Annotated in this window: 15 protein-coding genes and 3 pseudogenes; 5 read left to right on the forward strand and 13 right to left on the reverse strand. The window is 53.1% G+C overall.

Annotated elements, in window-relative coordinates:
- Positions 1-124 precede the first annotated feature (124 nt).
- Positions 125-658, forward strand: a complete 534-nt coding sequence (gene aadB, locus ACOTX5_RS24150) for an aminoglycoside nucleotidyltransferase ANT(2'')-Ia (RefSeq protein WP_000381802.1) — start codon at positions 125-127, stop codon at positions 656-658.
- A 162-nt stretch (positions 659-820) separates the two neighbouring features.
- Entirely contained in the window at positions 821-1,153 is a 333-nt protein-coding gene (gene qac, locus ACOTX5_RS24155; RefSeq protein WP_000800531.1) for a quaternary ammonium compound efflux SMR transporter QacL, read from the forward strand.
- Between the two features lie 284 nt (positions 1,154-1,437).
- Here qac and ACOTX5_RS24160 read toward each other — a convergent pair whose 3' ends face one another.
- The 5 genes from ACOTX5_RS24160 to ACOTX5_RS24180 form a co-directional block, all read right to left on the reverse strand.
- The gene (locus tag ACOTX5_RS24160) at positions 1,438-2,481 is read right to left on the reverse strand and encodes an IS110-like element ISKpn4 family transposase (RefSeq protein ID WP_015272419.1); all 1,044 of its coding nucleotides are present in this window, start codon (positions 2,479-2,481) and stop codon (positions 1,438-1,440) included.
- Positions 2,482-2,696: 215 nt separating this feature from the next.
- Positions 2,697-3,320: a recombinase family protein gene (locus tag ACOTX5_RS24165; protein WP_003155741.1), complete on the reverse strand. Its 624-nt coding sequence runs from the start codon at positions 3,318-3,320 to the stop codon at positions 2,697-2,699.
- A 61-nt stretch (positions 3,321-3,381) separates the two neighbouring features.
- Positions 3,382-4,599: a TniQ family protein gene (locus ACOTX5_RS24170; RefSeq protein WP_003465063.1), complete on the reverse strand. Its 1,218-nt coding sequence runs from the start codon at positions 4,597-4,599 to the stop codon at positions 3,382-3,384.
- On the reverse strand, positions 4,596-5,504 hold the full coding sequence (locus tag ACOTX5_RS24175; RefSeq protein ID WP_032492291.1) for a TniB family NTP-binding protein: 909 nt from the start codon (positions 5,502-5,504) through the stop codon (positions 4,596-4,598). The genes ACOTX5_RS24170 and ACOTX5_RS24175 overlap by 4 nt, the downstream gene beginning before the upstream one ends.
- Positions 5,505-5,506: 2 nt before the next feature.
- Entirely contained in the window at positions 5,507-7,186 is a 1,680-nt protein-coding gene (locus ACOTX5_RS24180) for a Mu transposase C-terminal domain-containing protein (RefSeq protein WP_003465068.1), read from the reverse strand.
- 252 nt (positions 7,187-7,438) lie between these two features.
- Between ACOTX5_RS24180 and ACOTX5_RS24185 the strand changes: the two genes are divergently transcribed.
- The 3 genes and pseudogenes from ACOTX5_RS24185 to ACOTX5_RS24195 all read left to right on the forward strand — a co-directional run.
- Positions 7,439-7,999 (forward strand): recombinase family protein, encoded by a 561-nt coding sequence (locus tag ACOTX5_RS24185; RefSeq protein ID WP_001161490.1) that lies wholly within the window; start codon positions 7,439-7,441, stop codon positions 7,997-7,999.
- Between the two features lie 3 nt (positions 8,000-8,002).
- Positions 8,003-10,969, forward strand: a complete 2,967-nt coding sequence (locus ACOTX5_RS24190; protein WP_001138014.1) for a Tn3-like element TnAs1 family transposase — start codon at positions 8,003-8,005, stop codon at positions 10,967-10,969.
- Positions 10,970-11,002: 33 nt separating this feature from the next.
- A pseudogene (locus ACOTX5_RS24195) lies at positions 11,003-11,305 on the forward strand (IS6-like element IS26 family transposase); the annotation flags it as partial.
- A gap of 201 nt (positions 11,306-11,506) precedes the next feature.
- Here the strand turns inward: ACOTX5_RS24195 and ACOTX5_RS24200 are convergent.
- From ACOTX5_RS24200 to ACOTX5_RS24235, 8 genes and pseudogenes are all read right to left on the reverse strand, one after another.
- Positions 11,507-11,980 (reverse strand): GNAT family N-acetyltransferase, encoded by a 474-nt coding sequence (locus ACOTX5_RS24200; RefSeq protein ID WP_013213991.1) that lies wholly within the window; start codon positions 11,978-11,980, stop codon positions 11,507-11,509.
- Positions 11,981-12,399: 419 nt separating this feature from the next.
- Positions 12,400-12,912, reverse strand: a pseudogene (locus tag ACOTX5_RS24205) (transposase); the annotation flags it as partial.
- A gap of 3 nt (positions 12,913-12,915) precedes the next feature.
- Entirely contained in the window at positions 12,916-13,248 is a 333-nt protein-coding gene (locus ACOTX5_RS24210) for a hypothetical protein (RefSeq protein ID WP_013213994.1), read from the reverse strand.
- A 385-nt stretch (positions 13,249-13,633) separates the two neighbouring features.
- A complete protein-coding gene (locus ACOTX5_RS24215) occupies positions 13,634-14,545 on the reverse strand; it encodes a hypothetical protein (protein ID WP_013213995.1) in 912 nt (303 codons plus the stop codon).
- Positions 14,546-14,596: 51 nt separating this feature from the next.
- Positions 14,597-16,539 (reverse strand): annotated as a pseudogene (locus ACOTX5_RS24220) (hypothetical protein).
- 3 nt (positions 16,540-16,542) lie between these two features.
- Positions 16,543-17,436 carry a phosphoribosyltransferase-like protein gene (locus tag ACOTX5_RS24225; RefSeq protein WP_019706022.1) on the reverse strand — a complete coding sequence of 298 codons (894 nt, stop codon included), beginning with the start codon at positions 17,434-17,436 and terminating at the stop codon, positions 16,543-16,545.
- Positions 17,437-17,443: 7 nt separating this feature from the next.
- A complete protein-coding gene (locus ACOTX5_RS24230; protein WP_157845837.1) occupies positions 17,444-18,607 on the reverse strand; it encodes an N-6 DNA methylase in 1,164 nt (387 codons plus the stop codon).
- Between the two features lie 288 nt (positions 18,608-18,895).
- On the reverse strand, positions 18,896-18,999 hold a 104-nt coding region (locus ACOTX5_RS24235; protein WP_000496773.1), incomplete at its 5' end, for an IS1 family transposase.

Consider the following 18,999-nt stretch of genomic DNA (forward strand, 5'->3'; position numbering starts at 1 on the left):
TGTACAGTCTATGCCTCGGGCATCCAAGCAGCAAGCGCGTTACGCCGTGGGTCGATGTTTGATGTTATGGAGCAGCAACGATGTTACGCAGCAGGGCAGTCGCCCTAAAACAAAGTTAGGCCGCATGGACACAACGCAGGTCACATTGATACACAAAATTCTAGCTGCGGCAGATGAGCGAAATCTGCCGCTCTGGATCGGTGGGGGCTGGGCGATCGATGCACGGCTAGGGCGTGTAACACGCAAGCACGATGATATTGATCTGACGTTTCCCGGCGAGAGGCGCGGCGAGCTCGAGGCAATAGTTGAAATGCTCGGCGGGCGCGTCATGGAGGAGTTGGACTATGGATTCTTAGCGGAGATCGGGGATGAGTTACTTGACTGCGAACCTGCTTGGTGGGCAGACGAAGCGTATGAAATCGCGGAGGCTCCGCAGGGCTCGTGCCCAGAGGCGGCTGAGGGCGTCATCGCCGGGCGGCCAGTCCGTTGTAACAGCTGGGAGGCGATCATCTGGGATTACTTTTACTATGCCGATGAAGTACCACCAGTGGACTGGCCTACAAAGCACATAGAGTCCTACAGGCTCGCATGCACCTCACTCGGGGCGGAAAAGGTTGAGGTCTTGCGTGCCGCTTTCAGGTCGCGATATGCGGCCTAACAATTCGTCCAAGCCGACGCCGCTTCGCGGCGCGGCTTAACTCAGGTGTTAGATGCCAGATTTGGCGTTGCGTATGCTCACAGAAAATCGACAGCCGCAAGACTGTTTTTGGCAACTCATAGCCACCACTATTTCTCCTTCATACCGTAGAGGAGATTGCACGTGAAGAACTGGCTCTTTCTGGCTATTGCAATATTTGGTGAGGTCGTCGCAACTTCCGCACTGAAGTCCAGCCATGGATTCACCAAGTTAGTTCCTTCTGTTGTAGTTGTGGCTGGCTACGGGCTTGCGTTCTATTTCCTCTCTCTCGCACTCAAGTCCATCCCGGTCGGCATTGCTTATGCTGTTTGGGCTGGCCTCGGCATCGTACTTGTGGCAGCTATCGCTTGGATCTTCCATGGCCAGAAACTAGACTTGTGGGCGTTCGTTGGCATGGGACTTATCGTTAGTGGCGTCGCCGTTCTAAATCTGCTATCCAAGGTCAGCGCACATTGATCGGGCTGGCATCTAACAATTCACATATGGACTCTCCCCACAAGCAGTGAGGAAAGCTTTTTTCGATCCTGTCGTCAGCGCGGTTGCAATCGCATATCCGGCCTTGCGTGGGCTAGTGCCCGGGCCATTCTGTAGTTCGCGCAGCGGGGGCCAAGCGTTCAAACGATCCCGAGGATCATGATTGTTATCGGCCTTGTTCCGCTGCAGGACTCGCCTGTTCCGACAGTCTCGCTTCTCACCACAACCGCAGGAAGTTCACCTCGTCTTGCTGATTACCCCCGCCGTCAGGCGGGCCTTGCACTCTGCCAGTCGCCGCTGAAACGTCGCTCATGGCACCACACTGCCCAGCAGATCCTCACCAGTTTGTTCGCTAACGCCACGGCCGCCTTGTTGTGGCCGATACGTTCGGCCGTTTGCAGGGACCAGCGCTGCAACTGGGTCAGGCGCTCGGGCGTTCGCGTCTGGCAGCGCTTGGCGGCCAGCAGCGCCGCGCGGGCGCCGTGGATCAGCAGGGTGCGCACGTAGGTGTTGCCTTTGCAGCTGATGCACCCGAGTCTGCGCCGTTCGCCGCTGCTGTATTCGTTGGGGGTCATGCCGAGCCAGGCGCTCAGGTGTCGGCCGCTGGCGAAGCGTTCGGGTTTGCCGACGGCAGTTTTCAGGGCGCTGGCGGTGAGCAGCCCGATACCGCTGACTTCGTCGAGTTTGTGCACGATGTCATCGTCGGCATGCCAGCGCGCCAGTTGTTCTTCGCTGTCGCGCATCGCCTGTTCGCACAGGCTGATTTCGGCCAGCACCATCTGCAGCGCGCCGCGCAGGGCGCAAACTTCGGCACGTTCGATCAGCTCGCAGGCCTGGCGTAGAAAGGCCTGGGTGCTACTCGGCGCCGCCACGCCCAGTTCGCGCAGGATGCCGCGCAGCAAGTTGATGTGCTGCACCCGGGTCTTTTTCCAGGCCTCGCGCAGGTTATGCAGCTGCTGCACTTGCTGCTGCTCATGGCTTTTCACCGGCACCGGGTGCATGTCGGCACAACGCGCCGCTTCGAGGATGGCATCGCAGTCGTTACGGTCGGTCTTGTTGCGCCGGCGATACGGCCGTACGTAGCGCGGGTGCAACAGCACCACCCGATGACCCAGCGCCTGCGCCACCCGCCCCCAGTAATGCGCCGTACCGCAGGCTTCCATCACCCACTCGACAGGCTCCGGCTGCTCCTGTACATATCGCCGGAATGCCTCCGGATCGAGCCGTCTGCGACGATCCACCCGGCCGACATGGATACTTTCGGCAACCTGGTAAACGGACTTGGCCAAATCGACTGCTATGCGCTTCATTGCCACTCTCCCAGCAAACAGACACCTCGGTCTTATAGAAGAAACGCGGTGCGGGGAGAGTCCATTACAGCCTTCAAGCCGACGCCGCTTCGCGGCGCGGCTTAATTCAGGTGTTGAACGACAGCTTTCCCAAAAGCTCTACGGCTGCTCTGGGTCGACACCGGTAATCGGATCGTTGCCGCACTGAACAGCGCCCCGTTCCAGGTCGCCTCCATTTATGCGGCTGAACCGAGGGAGAGCAGCTTTACGCCGTCTGGCCGCAGTTCGCCCTTGGGCGACACGTGCCGGTAGAGCGTCTGCCGGGTAATCCCGAGTTCTTCGCAGAGATCGCCCACCTTGGTTTCCGGTTGCCCCATGCTGGCCATCGCCAGGCGTAGCTTGGCGGCGGTCATCTTGAAGGGGCGCCCCCCTTTCCTGCCGCGAGCGCGCGCCGAGATAAGTCCAGCGACTGTTCGCTCGGAAATCAACTCACGCTCGAACTCGGCCAGCGCGGCAAAAATACCGAACACAAGCTTGCCGGCGGCAGTCGTCGTGTCGACCGCCGCACCGTGACCGGTCAGGACCTTCAGGCCCACGCTACGCGCAGTTAGGTCGTGCACGGTGTTGATCAGGTGGCGCAGATCACGGCCAAGCCGATCGAGCTTCCACACGATCAGCGTGTCCCCTTCACGAAGCGCCTTCAGGCAAGCAGCCAACCCTGGGCGATCATCGCGCCTGCCCGAGGCCAGATCCTCGTAAAGGTGCGCAAGGCTCACACCAGCGGCGATGAGCGCATCGCGTTGCAAATTGGTGGACTGGGATCCGTCCGCCTTCGATACCCGCATGTAGCCGATCAGCACCTTTTCACCCGTCACGTATACGTTCGATTATGTGACAGTGTGAGCCAGAAAGTTCTCGCCGTCAAAAACTGTCACTTAACCCGTCATTTAGTCTAAGACCTGCAAACGGCCATTCAGGCTCGTAATGTGACAAAAACTCCGGCGGGATGCCCTCCTTGGTGAACGTGGCGCGCAAACGTTCCAGGGATTCGGGGTCGCGTCGCCCGTAGGACGCCAGTGTGAACAGCAAGCGGGCCGTCTCCGGGTTGTGTCGCGCTTCAATGATGGCCTCATCGATGGCCTGGGCTGCTCGTTGCCAGTGGTTGATGGGTTCCGGCTTCGGCACCTTCGCCGGCAGGCCGTTGGTGAAACCAGTGTGCGGCTCCGTCTGAAACAGCGCGGCCTGTTCCCCGCGCGGGATCAGCGCCTTTGACTCGATCAGCGTGATGGCGGTGGCCGCCGCCTCCAGCATCTGCCACTGCACCGCCGGGGCCAGAATCTCGTAGGGACGCCACAGACTCTGCCCGGCGCGCAGCGGATGGCCGCAGCGCTCCCAGACATGGCGGATGCTCGCCGAGCAACTGCCGCAGTGCGAGAGCGGCGTGTTCAGCTCATCAAGCAGGGTGCGCAGCAGCCGGAACCACAAGCCGGCGTGGACACGCCGACGCGGCAGCTCCACAAAACCCGTCGTCAGCGCCTGCCAGGTGCGCCGGTCCATGCAGGCGATTGCGTCATCGGCAGGGCGCGGCGCAGCATCGGCGATTTCCCACTGAAGATACCGGCCGGGCATGCCCCAGTAGGACTCCAGCCAGCAGCCATGCTGCGGGCAGCTCAGCATCAAGGGGAGCTGCCAGACGAGTAGCACAGCTTGATTCGTTGGATCGTTCAGACACTGCGGACACGCCCGGCGAATCGTCTGGCTCGGTAGCCAGGCACGCCAGCGAGTGATGGACCGCACCTTGCGGGTGCGCTTGGGCAGGAGCACCGCGCATTGGAATGTATAGGTTTCCAAGGCTGCTGGTACCGAATCGTCGAGACTGTCGAGCAGCCACGGCACCCAGCCTGCAAGACTCATGCTGCGCAACCGCTCCAGCTCGACGCCACTGCGCTGGCAGAGCGCCGTCAGCAACGACAAGGATGGTGCGGTATCCAGGTCATCAAGTTGGCTGTGACCAAGATCGTGGGCCAGCAGCTCGTGCACGTCCATCTGGTAGCAGGCGGCGACCCGGTTGAGCCATGAGGACAGGGCTTCGCCTTCCTTGGGTGCCGGATGCAGCGGCCAGCGCGGCGCGGACTTCACATCAGTTCCCGCTCGAACTGTCGCCGCCGCTCACTGGGGCCGATGTAGTCGGCCATGCTGAGCGTGCGGTGGTTGATCGCTTCCTCGCCACTCTCCACGGCGGCGACGGCCGCCGCCACCAGCAGATGTGCAAGCTCGCCGATGGTGCCTTCGCTCCGGGTGAGCAGGTAGCGGGCCATGTCCAGCGTGGCAATCGGGGATGGCCGCCGTAGCGGGAGTGACGCCGCGAAGCTGGCCAGCAGCGAGCAGCAGTCCTCATTGGCCTCCCACGGCGGCAGCAGCATCGGCTCGAAGCGGTTTTCCAACTGATCGTCCGAACGGATGGCCAGGTACGCCTCGCGCGTGCCGACCCCGACCAGGGGGATACGCAGCTCGTTGCCGAGGAAGCGCAGCAGGTTGAGGAACTCGCGCCGGTTAACGCTGTTGCCAGCCAGTACATTGTGCAGTTCGTCGATCACCAGCATGCGCACGCCGACCTTGCGCAGCAGGGCCAGCGTCAGTTGCTCCATTTCCGGCAGCCGTGGGCGCGGGCGCAGCGGCGCGCCCATCGCAGCCAGCAGCGCGACATAGAAGCGGATCACCGATGGCTCTGACGGCATCTGCACGACCAGCACCGGGATATGTTCTTGGTCAGCGTCGGTGCCGACCGGGTGCGCCCGCCGGAATTTCTCGACGATCATCGACTTGCCGTTGTTGGTGGGGCCGACCAGCAGCAGGTTTGGCATGCGTTGCTTGTTCGGCCACGCATACAGAGTTTCCAGCCGGTTCAGCGCCTCGACCGCGCGCGGGTAGCCGATCCAGCGGTCGGCGCGAATGCGCTGGATGCGCTCGTCTGCCGGCAGCCTGGCCAAACCCTGTGCCGCTGGCAGCAGGTGGGACAGGTCAATGACGGGATATTCGTCCACGGCTACCACTCCTCGATCTGATCGAACGGTTTGGCCGGCGGCAGGTTGTCTGCCTGCGGGTCAGCCATGTCCACATCCGGCGGTATGGGCTTGGCCGGTGGCTCCGACGTCTTGAGGTGCTGGCGGCGATCAGCGTCGCGCCGCGCCTTGCGCGTGGCCTTCTGGGCGGTGGTCACGATCTCGCGCATCTGCCCGATCATGCGGAACAGCGCCGACTCATCCACCTGCTCGCGCCCGAGCTGACGCAATTTGGCCAGCGCCTGGCGTTGTTCCCAGAGGGTGACGGCCGGATGGGACAAGGTGCGGTAGTGGATCTCCAGATAGTGCTGACCTTCCGGTTCCAGTACCCAGATGCGGCTGATGTCGCGCGGATCGCGCCGGATCAGGAAGGCGGGCAAGCGCTCGCGCCGGGCAATCCACGGCTTGAGGGCGTCGGCGTAGTAGTGGATGTGGTCGATGACAAAGCCGGTGCGGGTCAGGGTGCGGCGGATCACCGGCAGGAAATCGACCAAAAACGCGGTGGGGCGGGTAACGACGGCCGGGACGCCAACGCGCTCCACGGCCTCGGCCCAGCGCGCGGCCGGCGGCTGGAGCAGGCCGTTGTGCACGGAGCCGTGATAGGTGCCTACCGCCAACGCGAGCCAGCGCTCCAGCTCGCGCAGCGTCAGGGTGGCCATCTTCTCGGAATCGTACTCGCCGCGCTGGCCGGGATTGGAGAAGGTCGTCCCCGGTAATTCGTCGTGGATCATCTGCATCGCCGTGCCGATGATCCGTTCCACGATGCCGCCGTAGTGCGGCTGGCCTGGTGGGCGATAGTCCAGCCGGATGCCATGCTGTTCGCAGCCACGGCGCAGCGCTTCGCTTTTGAACTCGGCCGCGTTGTCCAGATAGAGCAGCCTGGGCTTGCCGCTCATCGGCCAGTCCATTTCCACATTCAGCCCTTCCAGCCAGGGCCGCTTGTCGCAGGCGGCATGCGCGAGGCATAGGCCGACCGAGACGGCGGACGGCGCTTCCAGCGTGACCACCATGCCGAGTACGCAGCGCGTGAACACGTCGATGGCGAGGGTCAAATATGGGCGGCCAATCGGTTGCCGGTCGCGCTCGTCGACCACGATCAGGTCGATGACGGTGTGGTCGATCTGCACCTGTTCCAGCGGCATGGTGACTTCGGGCGGAATGCCACCCGCGCCTTGCAAGGGACGGGCAGCGTCCTGCCCGCCCCGGCTGCGGGCTATTTTCGCCGGGTGTAGTCCGGCAATCCGCTGGGCCACGGTGTTGCGCGCCGGCACCGGCAGCTTCTGGGTTTTGCACGCCTGCGCGACTTCGCGGTGGAACGCCGCCAGGCTGCGTTTCTGCTTGGTCAGGAAGCGCTTTTGCAGCAGCTCGCGGATGATGCGCTCGACCGGTTCCGGCAAGCGCCCCTTGCCTTTGCCGCCGCCGGATCGGCCGGGCGTCAGGTCTGTTACCAGGCCAGTACCCTGCCGGGCGCGACGGATCAGGACATATACCTGTCGCCGGGACAGGCCCAGCGCTTGGGCTGCCTCATCGGCGGCTTCATGCCCGACCACCTCAAGCGCTGCCAGTGGCCCGATGATTTCCGTCCGGTGCCGGGCTTGCGCCCATGCCTCGTCGGGCAGGGTGGCCACGCCTTGCGCGGCAATCGGTGGAGTGTCTGATGTCATGCCCAAACCTCGCTTTGGTGCACACGAGTATTGAGCATAGTCGAGATTGGTGCAGACGACTCCTGATATTGGGCTGTCAGGAGCCGTATGCACACCAGGCGTTACATCCAGTCAGATGGTGCGGTCGTCTTCTGAAAACGACATTTTTGACACATGCCCGCGAAGGTTATAGATTTCAGCCTGACAGAAATGGGCTTTGAGGCACAACGGAACAGAAAGTGCACTTAAGCCGCCTTCAACCAAGGAGACATCGTGCAGGGGCACCGCATCGGCTACGTCCGGGTCAGCAGCTTTGACCAGAACCCGGAACGCCAGCTGGAACAAACCCAGGTGAGCAAGGTGTTCACCGACAAGGCATCGGGCAAGGACACCCAGCGCCCCCAGCTCGAAGCGCTGCTGAGCTTCGTCCGCGAAGGCGATACAGTTGTGGTGCACAGCATGGATCGGCTGGCCCGCAACCTCGATGACCTGCGTCGCTTGGTACAGAAGCTGACTCAGCGCGGCGTGCGCATCGAGTTCCTGAAGGAGGGCCTGGTGTTCACTGGCGAGGACTCGCCGATGGCCAACCTGATGCTGTCGGTGATGGGGGCCTTCGCTGAGTTCGAGCGCGCCCTGATCCGCGAGCGGCAGCGTGAGGGCATCGCCTTGGCCAAGCAGCGTGGCGCGTACCGGGGCCGCAAGAAAGCCCTGTCCGATGAGCAGGCTGCTACCCTGCGGCAGCGAGCGACGGCCGGCGAGCCCAAGGCGCAGCTTGCCCGCGAGTTCAACATCAGCCGGGAAACCCTCTACCAGTACCTCCGCACGGACGACTGACACATGCCGCGTCGCTTGATCCTCTCGGCCACGGAGCGGGACACCCTGCTTGCGCTGCCGGAAAGCCAGGATGACCTGATCCGCTACTACACCTTCAACGACTCCGACCTGTCGCTGATCCGCCAGCGACGCGGCGACGCCAACCGCCTCGGCTTCGCCGTGCAGCTCTGCCTGCTGCGCTACCCCGGTTACGCGCTGGGAACCGACAGCGAGCTGCCCGAGCCGGTCATCCTGTGGGTGGCGAAGCAAGTCCAGGCCGAGCCGGCGAGCTGGGCAAAGTACGGCGAGCGCGACGTGACCCGTCGCGAGCATGCCCAGGAACTGCGCACCTACCTGCAACTGGCCCCGTTCGGCCTGTCCGACTTCCGCGCCCTGGTGCGCGAGCTAACCGAGCTGGCCCAGCAGACCGACAAAGGCTTGCTGCTGGCCGGTCAGGCCCTGGAGAGCCTACGGCAGAAACGACGCATCCTGCCGGCGCTGAGCGTGATTGACCGGGCCTGCTCGGAAGCCATTGCGCGAGCCAATCGGCGGGTCTACCGCGCCCTGGTCGAACCACTCACGGACTCGCATCGGGCCAAGCTGGACGAGCTGTTGAAGCTCAAGGCCGGCAGCAGCATCACCTGGTTGACCTGGCTGCGCCAGGCACCGCTGAAACCCAACTCTCGGCACATGCTGGAACACATCGAGCGGCTGAAGACATTTCAGTTGGTGGACTTGCCCGAAGGCCTGGGCCGGCACATCCACCAGAACCGCCTGCTCAAGCTGGCCCGCGAGGGTGGGCAGATGACGCCCAAAGACCTCGGTAAGTTCGAGCCGCAGCGCCGCTACGCGACCCTGGCCGCCGTGGTGCTGGAGAGCACCGCGACCGTGATCGATGAGCTGGTCGATCTGCATGACCGCATCCTGGTCAAGCTGTTCAGCGGCGCGAAGCACAAGCATCAGCAGCAGTTCCAGAAGCAGGGCAAGGCGATCAACGACAAGGTGCGCCTGTACTCCAGGATCGGCCAGGCGCTGCTGGAAGCGAAGGAAAGCGGCAGCGACCCCTATGCCGCCATCGAGGCGGTGATTCCCTGGGACGAGTTCACCGAGAGCGTCAGCGAGGCCGAGCTGCTGGCCCGGCCGGAAGGCTTCGACCACCTGCACCTGGTCGGCGAGAACTTCGCCACCCTGCGCCGTTACACGCCGGCCTTGCTGGAGGTGCTGGAACTGCGCGCCGCGCCGGCCGCGCAAGGCGTGCTGGCAGCCGTGCAGACCCTGCGTGAGATGAACGCCGACAACCTGCGCAAGGTGCCGGCCGATGCACCCACGGCCTTCATCAAGCCGCGCTGGAAGCCGCTGGTGATCACCCCGGAAGGCCTCGACCGGAAATTCTACGAAATCTGCGCCCTGTCCGAGCTGAAGAACGCCCTGCGCTCCGGCGACATCTGGGTCAAGGGCTCGCGGCAGTTCCGCGACTTCGACGACTACCTGCTGCCGGCCGAGAAGTTCGCCGCACTCAAGCGCGAGCAGGCCCTGCCCCTGGCGATCAACCCGAACAGCGACCAGTACCTGGAAGAGCGTTTGCAGCTGCTGGACGAGCAGTTGGCCACCGTCACCCGCCTGGCCAAGGACAACGAGCTGCCCGATGCCATCCTCACCGAGTCAGGGCTGAAAATCACCCCGCTGGATGCGGCGGTGCCGGATCGGGCGCAGGCGCTGATCGACCAAACCAGCCAGTTACTGCCGCGCATCAAGATCACCGAACTGCTGATGGACGTGGACGACTGGACGGGCTTCAGCCGCCACTTCACCCACTTGAAGGACGGGGCCGAGGCCAAAGACAGGACGTTGCTGCTGTCCGCAATCCTCGGTGATGCGATCAACCTCGGGCTGACCAAGATGGCCGAGTCGAGCCCCGGCCTGACCTACGCCAAGCTGTCCTGGCTGCAAGCCTGGCACATCCGCGACGAAACCTATTCGGCGGCCTTGGCCGAGCTGGTCAACCACCAGTATCGCCACGCCTTTGCCGCCCACTGGGGCGACGGCACGACCTCATCCTCCGATGGCCAGCGCTTCCGCGCGGGTGGCCGGGGCGAGAGCACCGGGCACGTCAACCCGAAGTACGGTAGCGAGCCGGGACGGCTGTTCTATACCCATATCTCCGACCAGTACGCGCCGTTCAGCACCCGCGTGGTGAATGTCGGCGTCCGCGATTCCACCTATGTGCTCGACGGCCTGCTGTACCACGAGTCCGACCTGCGGATCGAGGAGCACTACACCGACACGGCCGGCTTCACCGATCACGTCTTTGCCCTGATGCACCTGCTAGGCTTCCGCTTCGCGCCGCGCATCCGCGACCTCGGCGAAACCAAGCTGTACGTGCCGCAGGGCGTGCAAGCCTACCCGACGTTGCGCCCGCTGATCGGCGGCACCCTGAACATCAAGCACGTGCGTGCCCACTGGGACGACATCCTGCGCCTGGCCAGCTCGATCAAGCAGGGCACCGTCACCGCCTCGCTGATGCTGCGCAAGCTCGGCAGCTACCCGCGCCAGAACGGACTGGCCGTGGCCCTGCGCGAGCTGGGCCGGATCGAGCGCACGCTGTTCATCCTGGACTGGCTGCAAAGTGTTGAACTGCGCCGCCGCGTGCATGCCGGCCTGAACAAAGGTGAGGCGCGCAACTCGCTGGCCAGGGCGGTGTTCTTCAACCGCCTTGGGGAAATCAGGGATCGGAGCTTCGAGCAGCAGCGCTACCGGGCCAGCGGCCTCAACCTGGTGACGGCGGCTATCGTGCTGTGGAACACGGTGTACCTGGAACGCGCCACCCAGGGGTTGGTCGAGGCCGGCAAGCCGGTGGACGGCGAGCTGCTGCAATTCCTGTCGCCGCTGGGCTGGGAGCACATCAACCTAACCGGCGATTACGTCTGGCGGCAGAGCCGCAGACTGGAAGACGGGAAGTTTCGGCCCTTACGGATGCCCGGAAAACCTTAGCGTACGATTTTTTCCGAATTCTGCGGGCTCCCCATCAACACGGATAAAGCGCCCGCCTATGGTCGCGCGCTTGCTCTGCTCAAACGCGAAGGCCGGTGCCCGTCTGACGTTGAACACCGACAGATTAAGTACCGGAACAACGTGATTGAATGCGATCATGGCAAACTGAAACGGATAATCGGCGCCACGCTGGGATTTAAATCCATGAAGACGGCTTACGCCACCATCAAAGGTATTGAGGTGATGCGTGCACTACGCAAAGGCCAGGCCTCAGCATTTTATTATGGTGATCCCCTGGGCGAAATGCGCCTGGTAAGCAGAGTTTTTGAAATGTAAGGCCTTTGAATAAGACAAAAGGCTGCCTCATCGCTAACTTTGCAACAGTGCCCATGTAGCCTATCAGCATGTCGTACCTGTCACATATACGTTCGTTTGTGCGTGAAGGTGGAGGGATGAAAAGTTGGCAGTTATCGCAGCTACCCGGTCACTACCCCATGACATAGGTACTCACTCTTTCCATTGACCCTCTCCCATTAACTAAAGCGTGAAACGATTGAGGTATGAGTAGATGGTAGTCCCGTCTTCTTTTTCTATTATTTCTTCTCCGCCTATAAACCTCTGCCCCAATGAAATTGAAGGAGTATTACCATTATCAACAGTGGCGCCAATAAAAATAGCCTCAACTCCAGCCCCCTTGAGACCATTCTTAAACTCGTTGAATGCCTTTTCTACTGTATCTCTACCAACCCCTTTACCTCTAAAGTCCGCTCTAACAAACCATCCTACATCAGTTGTTCCCTCATCAAGAGAGACAATAAACACACATATTGCGATTATTTCGTCGCGATCATTCAAAGTAGCATAAGTGAATCGGCTCCTGTTTTTTTCAGGAATATCCATATGGACTAGTAAATCTTCATATAGGGAGGAGCGCTTAAGACTGATAACGGAATTATTATAAGCATCACATAACGCATTGTATCCTGATTCAATTATCTCGATATTATTCATCTAATTATCATCCAGTTATTAATATTTAAACTAATAAACAACTCTTGTGCTAAACCCGGAATTAATGACAGCAACGGCGATGAATTGACCTAGCCAGTCGCAATGGAATTGTCCATGCCGATAGTGAGTACCGTCTGGCTATCTTTCACAATTCGGATGAACTCATTTTTCCCGAGCACCCTGATTAACCTGCTGATACCTTTTCCACCACGTGAAACCTTTATCTGCGCCTTAATTTTTTCCGGGGCTATATAGCTATTCAACCCTTCCACAGAGCACAATGCATAAAATCGCAGATTCGCAGAATGACTCAGAAAATTGGTTTTCCGGTCAGGGCTCATCCATCCGATCATGTCCAAGATATCATCATTGTTACCAACGGTGCAAAACTGGGTCTTCCGCAACTTAGGTGGAGTTGTTTAAGCCAGAGGGCTCATGACTCGTCGTCGAAGTAACTCGAAGCCAGCTCGACCGTACATCTGTCGTTTCAGCATCTTCAGGCGGTTTACATGGCCTTCCACAACGCCATTACTCCATCTGCTGCTTATCGCTTCGTGTATTGCTGTTGCATCCGCTTCCATACTGGCCGCAACACGCTGAAGGTCAATGAGCCCACTTTGACTTACGTCAGTGAACGATTGATTTAACTGCGATTTATTCTTCGTTTTCAGCATTCGATAGAAGTCGAGCGACAGCTGTTGCGCCATTTTCAGTTGCGGTTCTTTCTGGCACATCGATTCGATGAAGCGGGATGCATAGTTTTCTTCTCCTCTGATCATTCGCCAGGGCATTAACCAGCGGCTTACCCTGGATGCTGAGGGGAGTCGAACTGGGGCGATAACGGGACTGTTAACCTGCTTACGCCACTTAGCCACAACATCCCTGACCGTCGTTTCGCTCCCGGTGAAGCCAACATTTACCATCTCCCTCCAAGCCTATATTTGCAACAGTGCCAGTATTCTCCTCCCAGATGATACTAGCTGAATGATTTCCATCGAATTACTGTAATGTAGTACCACCCGCAGAAACGCCCAAGGTATTGGCCGGATGTTATGCGGTCGAGAAACGCATGACTCCACAAGATACGCACAGGGTTGTTGTTTATCCATCTCTCGGGCTAGTGTATCCATCAGGGCGGATTTGTTTTTATCACCATTTTGTCTATAAGTCAGAAAAGGAATAATGTTGGGAAAAACAGTTATCAAGGGAATCGGTAACAGCAGCATTATCTTAATGAATAAATCCCACACAAAAAATACCTTACTCATTCGACTTCGTGTTATACATACCAGTATTTATAACAGTTTTAATCATCTAAATAGTCTTTTCAAGTATAGAACGTTATATTGAACATCAAACAGTTATTAAGGCTGGGATTGACTAAAGCGTTTTCTTTTCAAATACAATATGACGGTGTGGCTTTACAACAATACAACTGATGCATGAGCCATCTCTTTGAGTGGATCAATAGCCCGGCTCTGCATCAGTTGGAACAAGCCGAATGGAGGTTGCCAATTTTCACGACTTATTCAATCACCGTAATTACTCTCCACAATAAAACTAGGCCTGTAGCCGAAGATTTTGATGATGAGCTTGAACTGTCACAGAGCCGGTGGTACCGAACACTTCAAACGTATGAACGTAGGCGGGACGTTAGCTTATTGATAGTTCGTAGGAGTAAATCTCACCAATTCCAATTGTACGGTTGATGGATTTTATAGGATAGTCATATATTGCTCCCAATTGTTTTTCAACGCTATTATTTGGATGATTGTTAATTAAGAAAACGCAGATACCGATAGCCGTAGGCTTTGTACCTAAGGATGTCAGCACCAGTCTTGGGTTTTCTGCATATATATCTAATAAGGTCTGATATACGGCGTAAGGGTTTGCACCAGGACAGGTTCTTAGATCTGTCTCCATGCTGTCGAAATGTAATAAATGCTTTCTGAGTGATTTGTTCTCCCAGCCTGGGATATAAGCTGGGACTGATATACAAGCCAGTAATTTATTGAAGCTTGCCCCATCATCATTACTTAAAATCTGGCCTAGACGAGAGTTTTCAAATCCTAAGAATGAAACCAGGCTGGTTTTTTGTAAGCCAGATGTGATTGTATTCAGTGAAAATACGGGAAGAGAAGAAAATGGCTGTCGGCCATCGCTTAATTGATACTCCTCATCCCCGCCCTCAGTCGAAGGCGACTTACTGTATTCTTTCGGTTCAATGTAGAGAACAGTAAATGATTCTATACCTTCAATCATATTAATGGAGTAAAAAAGATACAATATTTCAGGGAAATCAAGAGAAGTAGAGTCTATTATTACTTTTTTAGGCGACATAGAGATTAATGCATCCTTCAATGCTAACAATTTGTATTTATTACCATTGAGTTTTAATGCATATTCATCTTTTACATATTTAACCTGAAATGCATTGCTTGCGTTTACTTTTTTTATCGCCAGGCCAGTTCTCTCATCTAACTCTTCACCATAGAAAAAAATGTCATGATGGCGATTAGTAAAATCTAAGTTGTTGTGAGTTCTGATACGTTTGAATTTTATCATAACAGGCCCAACTGGTATGATGTGACTGAACTAGAAACATCAAAAGATGAGTCATCGATATCCCACCGGGCTCCATATTTCTTTAACAAGGATGAAAAATCTTCATCACTACCTACAAAAATGGTTTCAACCTCACCTTTGCTAAATTTTATTTTTTTCTTTTTTCTGTGGCTTATTCCAAAATATGGTGCAAGAACTGGATGTAAGACGTAATCATTGAGTTCCAGGTTGTCAGTTGATTTACTCTTCGTTCCTTTCTGTTCAATCAGCACGGACCACACCAATGATTCATTTAGGATTTCCTTAACATTATAAGCAAGAAGATTTATATCAGTTAAATCTAAAGTGAAATGGTTTACTTCTGATTCGCTCTGAGAACGTCGAGATTGGCAATAGTTGAAAATCGCACCAAGTCTTTTAGCCACTCTTTTTAGATGCATTCCATGAGCACCAAAATCTCCTATTTTTTCAATTTCGAGTTCACTCGTCTTCAGGGTGGCCTCTAATTGAGCTTCGATTGTCATGGATGGTATCGTTTTTGGCGGCAGTGGAGACGTGATATTTGTTTTTGTTACCGACTGGTGACATAACTCCAGAAAATGTCTGATGTTCCCTCTTGATAAATATACAAACTGTTTATAGCCAGCGTACAGTGGGCAGATTCTGGTTGGTAATTTATTATAAAGATAGAGAATTACACCGACGAGATTGTTAGGTATCCATGATTTATATTTTGTTGTATGTCCTGCTTTATATTGCAAATATTGTTCTAACACCTCGTCTGGGCTAATACTTTTCCTATTCAGCAATGCACCATTTATCAGGCTTGCCTCAGGAAATTTATCATCTATAAAATATTGAACTTGCAATTTTGACTTTGATTTAGACAAACCGGTTTCAATCATTGAATGTAATTTTTTAGTTAATGCGTCATCACTGAATATTTCATGTGATATCTCTTTTGTCGATTTTTCAGGAAGAAACTTACTGGCCAGATTTTTAATTGAATCCTGATACTCCTTCGTTTGTCTGTGCGGGATTTGATGTTCTGACGTAAATATGGAACGGAGTTTTTCATGATCAGTGTTTTCTATATAATCTGAAAAGCGCAGGGCTAATATCTCACCAGCAAATGTATCAAAGTCATTGAGATACAGTTCTTCTAAGTCTATATATCTGAAATCATGCTGCTCAACAATGCTTTCGTTGCCTAACGTTTTATGTGAAATATTAGCATTTTTCTTATAGGCAACACTGAACAGTAACGGCATGGATCCGTGCTTCATTAAAGTATTGATTATTGCCTGCTGGTCTGATGTCAAGTTCTCGAACTCGTCAATGTAAACTTGAAAATTAGGCTTTATAATGCATCCAGTTATTGCATGTAGTTTGCTAATGATATTCTGTAATGAAAATTTTGTATCAAGAGAAAACGGTGGTGTTTCAGTAACTGGGGCATTTATCCAATTGCAAAGAGTAAACAGTCTTTCATGTAAAAGATCGCTAACATCAACAAGTTTCGCATTTTTATCAATGCCCAAACCTTCAGAAATTGTATCTGGCAATTTCAGATTATTAATCTTCTCTTTCAACGAAAAAACAGGAGATTTTTCGGACAATAAATTATTGGTTAGTTTAACAAACTCAATAATCAGCGATAGACTCATGTACGTTTTGAAAGCTGTTGACCAAAATTTTCCGAGCCAAGCTTCGGTTAATAACTGGCTAAAGGATGTATCCGGGCGCCAATATATACCCAGATTGGAAAGATCCTCAATACCAATCGTATCTTTATTCACACTTAGAGCTGTCTGGTGGCAATGATACTTTAAGAACATCGTTTTTCCATATCCTCTCCCCCCAATAACTATACTTGCTTTTGTCGTTTTTTTTAGATTTACATCTTCGTACCCTAAGGGAAGAACATATTTACCATAGAGATCATCAGGTAATTCTTCGGCACGGTTTTTCGAAAAAATCTCGTTAAATTTCATATTTTACCTTTTGAATAACCTATTCCATCCTTCATTTTCAAACCAGAGGAATGAAAGATTATTATTTGGAGTTGAGTTTGCCAAGACATAACTAAGCCCCAAATTACCGAACCCTAATGGATTGCTTATTGAGTTCTTATTACATATATCAATGTACAATCTTAAGAAGTCATTATGTGTATAGAAATATTCTCTATTTATTCTCCTGTTGGATGCTCTAAAGAAACTATGATTTTCATCCAAGTACTCAACAGGCCTAATAATTAGGTTTTTATATTTAGATTGTATCCTTATTGTTGAATCGCGTAGAGCCGCAAATGGAATGAATATTATTTTCTTTCCAAGTTCATCAAGATTTGTTTCTTTCATGAAAGTGTCAATTTGAGTGCCAGAACCAAGCATATCATCAAAAAAAACTATCGCTTTGATTCTTGGTGGCAATTTTTCTATATTTTCAACTTTTACCCCTAAGTTTTTATCGAAAAAATCTCTTTGTAGGAATGTGTGTATTACATCACCACTTTTAGTGACTTTACTATCCACATTATTTATTACGGACGTTCGAAACGGAAGATTCCTTGCATGTTTTGGCGAGTTGATGTCATTCATCCATTTTTCAATATCCTCAATATGGTAAATATCTAACTCCTCTAAGATCTGTGGGAGAATAATTGAGAATATATTATAGCCCATAGATGTAACAGTTTCTCTGTTACGATATATCAACTCGCTTAACACAGAGGCTGCAAGATATTTTTCCTTTTCATCCTTGAAATTATCTAACCAGCGTTGCAGTACTGATACTTTTACATTATCCCAGTAACCAATCTTGATTAATTTTTTGGATTGTTCAATAATCGCTTCAGTATCTCTTGCTGTAATATGATCTATTTTCATGATGTTATTATCGCAGGGGTAGTTTTTTTATGTCATTTAATGTTATGTACTGCGCTCCAATGCCTTTCGAAATACTTTTAATCCAGTCGACTCCAAATTTCGATTTTAATGCCGCGGCAACCATTTCACCACATTCGTACTCAGAAGCTTTGATAACAAAAACACAATCTGTAATGGAAAAAGAACCGTTTCGTATGATCCCAACTTTCCCCAAACATCTTGTTCCTACACGGGGTACAACAACATCTCCTTTCACCGCCTGTACGGCTGAACCATTTTCTGCACTGTCATTGTTATTTTCAAATAAAGAAAAATCATTATAAAAAGAAGATGAATGGATTATCGCATCATGCAGTTGAGTTTTTTTCGTTTTGCTGATATTCCCTCTCATAACTTTTATACCTGAAGTTTCAATCGTTTTTTCGTTATTGTTATATTTAAAAGAGTTATATTGATGGTCGGCCCTTTCAATAAACTCTTCTTTTTTAAGCCTTATCGCTTTATTTTTTTTTGAACTTCTTGTTGTTATTGATGGGCTTATTGATTTTTTGTTACTGACAGTGAGAATATGAGTCCTTGCTTCAGTTCCCAAAAATGCCTTATTATCTAATTCTATAACATCTATATATTTAAATAATGAGGTTATTTTTTCTCTGAGTGGTTTATATTTCTCGCTTGAAAATATCGTATCAGGTACAACAATTCCACAACAACTGTCTCGATCAAGCAACTTAAGCGATAACATTAAGAACAAAACCTCAGCTCTGTAATATTTTGTTTTATGATTTAGTGCCCACTCCTTAAATAAGAACCTTGTATAGGCAGTATGTTCAGCTGTATAAAAAGGAGGATTGCCAATGACTATGCCATATGTACTGTTTTGTGCCTTTATTTTATCAAAACTGGCTGAATGGGTTGCATCTAAACATATACTCGTCGTGTTTTGTAATAGGTCTAACTTTCTGCAGTTTTCATCATCAATATCAATTCCGTAGAGCTTTGCGTTGTCGTATTTGAGCGCAGCTGTCATCAACAACGAGCCTTCACCAGCACTTAAGTCAATGATTGTACTTGCTTCGTCTGATGGTAATGATGAGATAAGCAACTCTGCCACATCCCGGTTTGTATAGTACTGAGATAGACGTTTTTTTCTTGAAATCGTTTTGCCCATGCTCAACTTGAACTTCCGCCTCTTCTGCTCTTGTTTTTGGAATGCTACCGCCCTCAGATCATCATGTCTGATAGCCATATCATTTAACAGATAATTCAAATGTTTTATCTTTGTTAAAGATATAGGCAACAGAGACTGGACTCAATAACTTTTCTACTTATTAAAATGTACGTTTGAAAAGTAGACTTCTGCGGTACACTCTGACTGACCTGCTCCCCGTATTTTCACACAGACTGCTGTTAGTTACTTCCGCCTTTGGCACAAAGCAGACGTGGTAATGACTCCAATTTACTGATAGTGTTTTATGTTCAGATAGTGCCCGATGACTTTGTCATGCAGCTCCACCGATTTTGAGAACGACAGGGACTTCCTGCCCAGCCTTGCCAGATGCT

This window comes from Enterobacter cloacae complex sp. IR5441 (genome assembly GCF_049238215.1).
In the GTDB taxonomy this organism is placed as follows: Bacteria; Pseudomonadota; Gammaproteobacteria; order Enterobacterales; family Enterobacteriaceae; genus Enterobacter; species Enterobacter hormaechei_C.